Annotated in this window: 6 protein-coding genes and 1 other RNA gene; 2 read left to right on the top strand and 5 right to left on the bottom strand. The window is 66.6% G+C overall.

Annotated features, from left to right (window positions below):
- The 3 genes from ZAL01S_RS09580 to pta all read right to left on the bottom strand — a co-directional run.
- Window positions 1-2,172, bottom strand: a 2,172-nt coding sequence (locus ZAL01S_RS09580) for a DNA polymerase III subunit gamma and tau (RefSeq protein WP_110467166.1), incomplete at its 3' end; no start/stop codon positions are given.
- 160 nt (window positions 2,173-2,332) lie between these two features.
- Window positions 2,333-3,535 (bottom strand): acetate/propionate family kinase, encoded by a 1,203-nt coding sequence (locus ZAL01S_RS09575; RefSeq protein ID WP_066082611.1) that lies wholly within the window; start codon window positions 3,533-3,535, stop codon window positions 2,333-2,335.
- Window positions 3,532-5,688 carry a phosphate acetyltransferase gene (gene pta / locus ZAL01S_RS09570; protein ID WP_066082610.1) on the bottom strand — a complete coding sequence of 719 codons (2,157 nt, stop codon included), beginning with the start codon at window positions 5,686-5,688 and terminating at the stop codon, window positions 3,532-3,534. The genes ZAL01S_RS09575 and pta overlap by 4 nt, the downstream gene beginning before the upstream one ends.
- 106 nt (window positions 5,689-5,794) lie before the next feature.
- Here pta and ffs point away from each other — a divergent pair.
- Window positions 5,795-5,891: signal recognition particle sRNA small type (ffs, locus tag ZAL01S_RS09565), an RNA gene on the top strand.
- A 59-nt stretch (window positions 5,892-5,950) separates the two neighbouring features.
- Here the strand turns inward: ffs and ZAL01S_RS09560 are convergent.
- Both ZAL01S_RS09560 and ZAL01S_RS10400 read right to left on the bottom strand, forming a co-directional pair.
- Window positions 5,951-6,232: a hypothetical protein gene (locus ZAL01S_RS09560; protein WP_066082608.1), complete on the bottom strand. Its 282-nt coding sequence runs from the start codon at window positions 6,230-6,232 to the stop codon at window positions 5,951-5,953.
- A 272-nt stretch (window positions 6,233-6,504) separates the two neighbouring features.
- A complete protein-coding gene (locus ZAL01S_RS10400; protein WP_159421681.1) occupies window positions 6,505-7,041 on the bottom strand; it encodes a hypothetical protein in 537 nt (178 codons plus the stop codon).
- Between ZAL01S_RS10400 and ZAL01S_RS10395 the strand changes: the two genes are divergently transcribed.
- Window positions 7,030-7,674, top strand: a complete 645-nt coding sequence (locus ZAL01S_RS10395; protein ID WP_159421680.1) for a hypothetical protein — start codon at window positions 7,030-7,032, stop codon at window positions 7,672-7,674. The genes ZAL01S_RS10400 and ZAL01S_RS10395 overlap by 12 nt on opposite strands.
- Window positions 7,675-8,006 lie beyond the last annotated feature (332 nt).

Below are 8,006 nucleotides of genomic sequence, written 5' to 3'. Positions count from 1 at the left end.
GGCGGGCTCGGCTGGTGCAGTGTTTCGTGCCGACACGGGGTCGTGCCCAGCCTCACGTGCGATGCGTTCGTCGGCGGGTGTCGGGACGGCAGGGTCGAAGGGCTGCGGAGTGTTCTCTTCCGCCCGAGCGAGGGCTTCACGTGCCGCGATAATCTCGGGCGCGTTGTCGTCCGAGGGGACGCCTTCGAGCGGGTCTCGCTCGGCAGGTGCCGCGGGTGCGCTCGGCGTCGATGCGGGCGCGGAGGCGGGCGCGGCCTGGGTAGCGGGGGCGGACGCCTGCGCTGCGGGCTGAGCAAGCTCGTCCCAGGCGGATCCGGGGCCGTCGTTCGAGGCTTCGCCCGGAATCTGCTTCACGTTCCAGCTCGGGAGCGGGCCACGCTTCGTCTGCTGCTGCGCGGGCGATGCATCGCGTGACGGCGCCGCGGCACCGCGGCCGGAGTCACCAGCCGAGCGCGGAGCCTGTCGACGCTCGAGCACCTGCGGCCGGAACTTGATCGGGATGGAGAGCAGCTCGCGAACGGCGGCACGGATCGGCTCCGCCGCGTGCTCCTTGAAGTCGCTCAAGACGGTTTCGTTCTTCACCTGGAAACCGAAGACACCATCGCGGAACTCGAGCGGGACGACGTTCATCGCCACGCTCCAGGCTTGAATGCCACCCTGCTGCTTCACGTGCACGAGGATGTCCGGCCAGGCGTGCTGGAACTGCTCCTGCGACACCTCGGCCAGCGCCTGCTCTGGGGATGCGGGCGCGGTGGCAGTGCCAGGAGCCGCCGGAGCCTGGGGCTGCGGCTGCTCGGCAGCGCGTGCGGGAGCGGCCGCGGGTGCCGAGTGAGCGGGCGCGGCCTGCGCCTGAGCGGTGTCTTCGCGCGCCTCAGGCTCGGCAGCCGGAGTCGGCGTGGCTGGAACGCTGGCTGCCGGAGTTGCCGGTGCGCGATCAGCTGCCAGGGCACTCGGCGCAGCCGGGACACTCGTGACCGGACCGCTCGGCGCAGCCGGAGCGCTCGCCGGAGCGGATGTGGGCACCGGGGCGGGAACATCTCCCGCTCCCCCAACGGCACCCGCGAAGTTCGCCCGAAGCGCGACGAGCACACGCGCGACCATGAGTTCGAGGTGGAGGCGCGGCGACGTGACGCCGGTCATCTCGGTGAGCGTGCCGTCGATGAGCTCGGCCATGCGCGCGAGCGTGGCCGGCTGGAAACGCTGGGCTTCGGAGCGGAGTCGGTCGAGTTCATCGGCCGAGGTACCGCGCAGCACCGCACCAGCACCGTCGCCCGTGGCGACCACGACGATGAGGTCGCGCGTGCGCTCGAGGAGGTCTTCAACGAAGCGGCGCGGGTCCTGGCCAGTTTGAATAATGCGGTCAATCGCGTGAAAGGCCGCAGCGGCGTCTTGGTTGGCGAAGGCCTCGATCGTCGCTTCCAGTAGTTCGCTCGAGGTGAAGCCGAGCAGTGCCGCTGCACGCTCGTAGCCGAGCACATTGCCCTCAGAACCGCCGATGATCTGGTCGAGCAGCGAGAGCGTGTCTCGGGCCGAACCGCCACCAGCACGCACGACGAGCGGCAGCACGCCAGCTTCAGCGCTCACACCTTCTTCGGCGCAGAGCTTCTCGACGTATTCGAGCATGAGCGCCGGCGGGATGAGCCGGAACGGGAAGTGGTGCGTGCGCGAGCGAATCGTGCCGATAACCTTCTCGGGCTCGGTCGTCGCGAACACGAAGCGCACGTGCTCCGGCGGCTCTTCGACCACCTTGAGCAGCGCGTTGAAGCCCGCCGGCGTGACCATGTGGGCCTCGTCGATGATGAAGATCTTGTAGCGGTCGCGGCTCGGGGCCAGGACGGCGCGATCGCGCAGGTCGCGCGCGTCATCGACACCACCGTGGCTAGCCGCGTCGATTTCGATGACATCGAGCGAGCCGTCGCCGTCGCGCGCGAGTTCGATGCAGGAGTCGCAGCGACCGCAGGGGGTGTCGGTCGGGCCCTCGGCACAGTTGAGGCAGCGGGCGAGGATGCGCGCCGAACTCGTCTTGCCGCATCCACGCGGGCCGGAGAAGAGATAGGCGTGATTCACGCGCCCCGTGCGCAGTGCCGTCATGAGCGGATCGGTCACCTGAGACTGCCCGATCATGTCTGCAAACGTGTCGGGCCGGTAGCGGCGATACAGGGCGGTGGCCATGCCGACCATGGTAGACGTGACCACCGACATTCGATGTTGAGGATGGATGCGGGTGGGCGCTGCTCTCGATACACCGCCTTCGGCGGCACTCGAGCAGCTTGGATGGAGGGCCTTCGGGGCACTTGAGCAGCTCAAGCGGCCACCCGAGCGGCCAAACTACCTATGCGTCGGCGGGGATGCCCGTGGCCTGCAGCGTCTGGCGTGCAATCTCGAGCTCTTCGTTCGTCGGCACCACGAGGATGTCGATCGCCGAATCCGCCGCAGAGATCCGCGTCGGCTCTTTAACCCGCTGATCGTTGAGTTCCGGGTCGAGCTTCATGCCGAGGAACTCAAGGCCCCGCATCGCGCGAGCGCGGGCATCCGGCGAGTTCTCGCCGACACCTGCCGTCCACACGACCGCATCCGCCCCGCCGAGCTGCGCGTGATACGCCCCGATGTAGTGGCGAATCCGGTGCGCGTAAATCTCAAGCGCCGTGAGCGCGAGCGCGTCACCCTTGCGGGCGCGCGCCTCGACATCACGCATGTCGTTCGAACCAGTGAGGCCAGCAAGCCCGGACTTCTTGTTGAGAAGTTCGTCGAGGTCGTCCACGGAGTACCCGGCTTGACGGTGCAGGTGGAAGAGCACAGCCGGATCGATGTCACCGGTTCGCGTGCCCATAACGAGACCTTCGAGCGGCGTGAGACCCATGCTCGTCTCGATCGACACCCCGCCGCGCACAGCGCAGGCGCTCGCGCCGTTGCCGATGTGGAGGACGATGATCTTGAGGTCCTCCAGCGGCTTCCCGAGGAAGCGCGCCGCCTCGGCCGACACGAACTTGTGGCTCGAACCGTGGGCACCGTAGCGGCGGATGCGATACCGCTCAGCCGTGGGGCGATCGAGTGCGTACAGCGACGCAGCGTCGCTCATCGAGGTGTGAAACGAGGTGTCGAAGACGGTCACGTGCGGAAGGTCCGGGAAGGCCCGGCGCGCCCCGCGAATGCCCTCAAGGTTCGCCCCGTTGTGAAGCGGGGCAAGCGGAATGAGGTCTTCGATGTCGCGTTCGACGCTGTCGTCCACCACGGTCGGGGCGAGGAAGCGGCGCGCACCCTGCACGACACGGTGGCCGACGGCAACCGGCGGGTAGTCGTCGAGGCTCGGCCCGTGTTCGTTGAAGCCGCGAATCATGGCTTCGAAGGCGGCCTCGTGGTCGACGATGCGACGCGCGAGCTCGTGACGTCCATTCGGCCCATCGTGGCGGACAAGCCCGCGGTATTCGCCAATGCGCTCGATGAGACCGGAGGCGAGCACCGTTTCATCGCGCATGTCGATGAGGCGGTACTTCATCGACGAGGAGCCGGAGTTGACGACGAGGACGATGCTCATGCGGTTTCCTTCGTAGCTGCTGCGCTGGCGTCGGCTGCTGTGTCGCGATTCGCGCTGCGCGCCTGCGCCTGGATAGCGGTGATCGCGACCGTGTTCACGATGTCGGAGACGAGTGCTCCGCGCGACAGGTCGTTGATCGGCGCGTTAATGCCCTGGAGCACAGGGCCGATCGCGAGAGCGCCCGCCGAGCGCTGCACCGCCTTGTAGGTGTTGTTGCCGGTGTTGAGGTCGGGGAAGATGAACACCGTTGCGCGGCCTGCGACTTCGGACCCGGGCATCTTCTTTGTGCCGACCGAAAGGTCGCTCGCAGCGTCGTACTGGATGGGGCCATCCACGAGGAGCTCCGGCGCACGCTCGTGAACGAGTCGAGTCGCCTCGCGCACCTTGTCGACGTCAGCGCCCGATCCCGACTCACCGGTGGAGTACGAAAGCATGGCTACGCGCGGCTCGATGCCGAAGGAGGCTGCTGTTTCTGCCGAGGAGATGGCGATGTCCGCGAGCTGTTCGGCACTCGGGTCGGGGTTGACGGCACAGTCACCGTAGACGAGGACGCGGTCAGCGAGCGCCATGAGGAACACACTCGACACGATTGACACGCCAGGCTTCGTCTTCACAATTTCGAAGCCAGGCTTGATGGTGTGGGCGGTCGTGTGGACGGCGCCGGAGACCATGCCATCCGCGAGGCCCTGCTGCACCATGAGCGTGCCAAAGTACGAGACATCCCGTACCTTCTCGCGTGCATGCTCGAGCGTGACACCCTTGTGAGCTCGCAGTCGCGCGTACTCGGCAGCGAAGCGTTCAAGGAGTTCTGGGTCTTCGGGGCTCACGACGTGCGCCTCGGCAATGTCGACACCGAGTTCGGCTGCGCGGGCGCGGATGGCACGCTCGTCGCCGAGGATCGTGAGCTCGGCAACGCCTCGGGCGAGGAGCGTCGAGGCCGCCTGCAGGACACGGTCGTCGTTGCCCTCCGGGAGGACGATGTGCTGACGGTCGGCGCGGGCGCGGTCAAGGAGCGTGTACTCGAACATGAGCGGCGTGATCGCACCAGCAGGAGCCTGGCCAGTGAGCGCGGTGATGTCGTCCGCGGGGATGCGAGCTTCGACGCTGCGAAGGGCGAGGTCGATCTTGCGCTGCGAGGCGAGCACATTGCCGCGGGTGGTGACGATGCGGCGCGCGGTCTCGTAGCTGTTGAGCTCAGTGCGGATGATCGGGATGCTCGCGCCGATGCCCTCGAGCATGCGCGTGATGACGGGCGAGAACTCGAAGGGCCCGTTCACGACGATGCACGCGAGCGAGGGGAAGGTGTCAGCCTGGTGCGCCATGAGGACGCCGAGGAGCGTCTCGGTGCGGTCGGCGGCAACGACGACTGCACCGCCTTCGTGGAGACGGTCGAGGACGTGCTCCATGCTCATACCTGAGAGGGTGACGGCGAGCACTTCGCGCGAGAGCACGGCCTCATCGCCCGAGTAGAGCTCGCCGTCGACGGCGTCGATGATTTGCGCGACGCTCGGGGCGACGAGGATCGGCTCTTCGGGGATGGCCCACACCGGCACCTCATGACCCGCTGTGCTGAGCTCAGCCGTGAGCGCTTCGGTGATGGCCTCCAGGGCATCGGGCTCAGCCCGGTTCACCGCGAGCGCCGCAAGTTCGGCGTGCGCGTACTCGAGTTCGGGGAGCGTGCTCTCGAGCGCGTTGACCAGCTCAGCCTGCGTGCGGTGGCGCTCGTCGGCAGTGTCTCGCCCCGAGAGGGCAAGGATCATCTTTGCGCCGAGGTTCGCGGCGATACGTGCGTTCACGCCGAGCTCTGCCGGGTTACCGACATCCGTGAAGTCGCTGCCGACGATGAGCACGAAGTCAGCACTGCGCTCGACTTGCTTGAAGCGTTGCACGATGGCGGCGAGGGCACGCTCGGCGTCATCGTGGAGTTCGTCGTAGCTCACGCCCGCGCATGCAGCGGCGGTGAGGCCCAGGCTCGGGTCCATGCGCGGCACGAGCACACTGAGGACGCTGTCGGTAGTGGGGTCGCCAGCGACGACGGGGCGGAACACGACGACCCGTCCGCCCGATCGAGTGAGCAGGTCGAAGAGTCCGAGCGCGAGCGCGGACTTCCCGGTGAACGGTTCGGCGGACGAGAGATACATGCTGGCAGCCACGGCGTCATCGTATCCGCGACGTCCGACATGCAGATGTCCTCTGCGCCGACCCAGCACCCGATGCGGCACGAAATGGCTGCCCGCCCGAGGATCCGCTAGGCTGAATGGCGGCTCCTCACGTGGCGCCATCCAGGCCAACTCCCCCAGGGCGGAAACGCAGCAAGGGTAACCAGGCTCTGGCGGGTGCGTGAGGGGTCTTTTTGTGCCCGAACAGCGGCGCGAGGTGGGGTATGCCGTGCGGCTGACCTTCGCGTGCCGACCGCTAGCGTCGCGCGCCGAGGAAGACGAGCGTCTCCGTGAGATCGAGGACTTCAAAGGCGGGCAGTGAGACTTCGATGTCTGCCCGGAGGACGGGAAGCTCGTCTGCCGGGACGTAGTTCGGCAGGTCAACGAGGAAGCACTGACGGTGGTAGCCCTCGGCCTCGTGCACGGAAACACGCGTCGTCGGCACGGAGTGGCTCTCGGCCACGCAGCGTCGGATCTCCTGCGCTGCCGGCGACATCTCAAGGTGATCAGCGTTCTGAATCGTCATGTCGAGCGTCATGGTGGTTGACCTCATTTGCCTGCGGCAGCCCCCTCTGCCGTCGTTGATTGCCCCTTGCTCACAGGCTATGAAGCACTGGCCATACACACGGGCCGTTCAGCAAACTCCGAACAACCCCGGACAGCTCACAGGTTGCTGATCAGGGATTATTTGACGCCGCACGACTGTTCCGAACATGCATTGACGGTTTTGGGCCTTTGGGACGAGCCTCGGAAGCGTCCTCTCACTCCGTGCGGTGAGGGCGCGCGCATGCCGCAACAAGAGCTGCGCGGCTACAGCTCGGCACGCTGCAGTGGCTCGCTCGCCGTGAGGTGCCGCGTCGGCCGGAACACGTAACTGAGCGCTTCGACGATCGGGATAGCGAGGAAGCCGGCGATGAGCTTGTCTCCAATCTCGGTGAGAAACGACCCCAACCAGAACGCAACATGGAAGTCGAGGTTGAAGTCGAAGAAGGCAGCCGCGATTTGGTCAGCCGAATGGGGACTCGGCCCTCCGTAGATGAGCAGTGAGATAGGCCCACCGACGGCACTGCAGGTCACCGCGACCGCGAGATTGACGAGGAGGTAGCGCCCCGTGGTCGGCGCGAGCCGGATCATGCGCCATCCGCACCCCCAGACGATGCCGCCAGCCGCGTTGACAATCGCGAAGGGAGCTGCGTATTCGAGCCCCATGGCATGGCTGGCGAGTGCCGAGGCGAATCCAACCGCCGCGCCTCGCCACGGACCAAGCATGAGCGCAGCAACAGCCGTCCCGACCATGTCCGCGTACACGGGCAGGTGAACCTCGTAGGCGAACCAGTGGCCGAACATATTGATAGCGAGGCAGAGAACTGCGAGCGCGAGTCGCATCCAGGGGCGCGCGGCCAAGTACGCTTGCCACCCGCGGACATCACCATGACGCTGTGCATGCGGTTCAGCCTGATTCGCGGCTCCCTCGTCGACGACGTCGGCCACAGCGGTATCGCTGACTCCAGCGTCAGGGCCCGTCTTGAGCAGAGACAGCGCGAGGTCGGGGTTGCCGAGCCCTTCCCCCGCGATCGCGGATGTCCTGTCGTCCATTCGCTGACTGCTGGCATCTCCGATGGCGTGCCCACCACTGGACAATGCACGGCCGGGGCCGAGCGCCTCCGCTCGTTCTGCCGCGCGGACGCACCGATCAGCCCACAACGCAACGTGCTCATCGTCTTCGCCGAGCGCGCGAACAATCTCTTGGAGGAGTGCTTCGTTCATGCGTCGACGACCCGGCCGGAAGACGTCGTACACGGTGGACCGCGCCGGGTAGGGATGCGGGGCATCGGGATTCTCGCGAAGTCGCTGTTCGCCAACGCGACGGACAATCTCGCCGTACGAGACGTGACCCGCGCGAGCGCGCAGCGCTTGGAGATCGTGCGCGATCAGGTCGAAAGAGTCCTCACCCGGAAGCCCCTCAGCACATGCCGATGAACGCGCTGTCATGCGCGGGTCACGGCTGGCATCTTGCTCGGGGGTCACGGGCAGCTCTCCGATGCATCGAAATTGAACAGTGCGCTGAGCATACGGGGTACCACCGACATTCCGGCGGTCATCCCCGACTTTTAGATGCAATCCAGGAAATGTGTCCGCCGGAAGTGCGAGCTCACGTGGTGCCAGCACAGCATTGCGACGCGCAGGGCCGACTACTCTTCGCATCCCGCACGAACGTTGCGCCACCACGCAACCATCCACAAAACGAAGAGGGCCCTTTCGGGGCCCTCGACCGCGGAGGATAGGGGATTCGACCCCCCGGAAAGCACCGC

This window comes from [Zimmermannella] alba NBRC 15616, from assembly GCF_001570905.1.
Classification (GTDB): Bacteria; Actinomycetota; Actinomycetes; order Actinomycetales; family Microbacteriaceae; genus Pseudoclavibacter; species Pseudoclavibacter albus.
This window is presented reverse-complemented; position numbering and strand designations above follow the sequence as displayed.

Coding starts and splice junctions, on each gene's coding strand:
- ZAL01S_RS09575 (WP_066082611.1), bottom strand. CDS start 3,535: ATGAGCATCGTCCTCGTCGTCAACTCCGGCTCCTCGTCGATGAAGTAC.
- ZAL01S_RS09560 (WP_066082608.1), bottom strand. CDS start 6,232: ATGACGCTCGACATGACGATTCAGAACGCTGATCACCTTGAGATGTCG.
- ZAL01S_RS10400 (WP_159421681.1), bottom strand. CDS start 7,041: ATGTTCGGCCACTGGTTCGCCTACGAGGTTCACCTGCCCGTGTACGCG.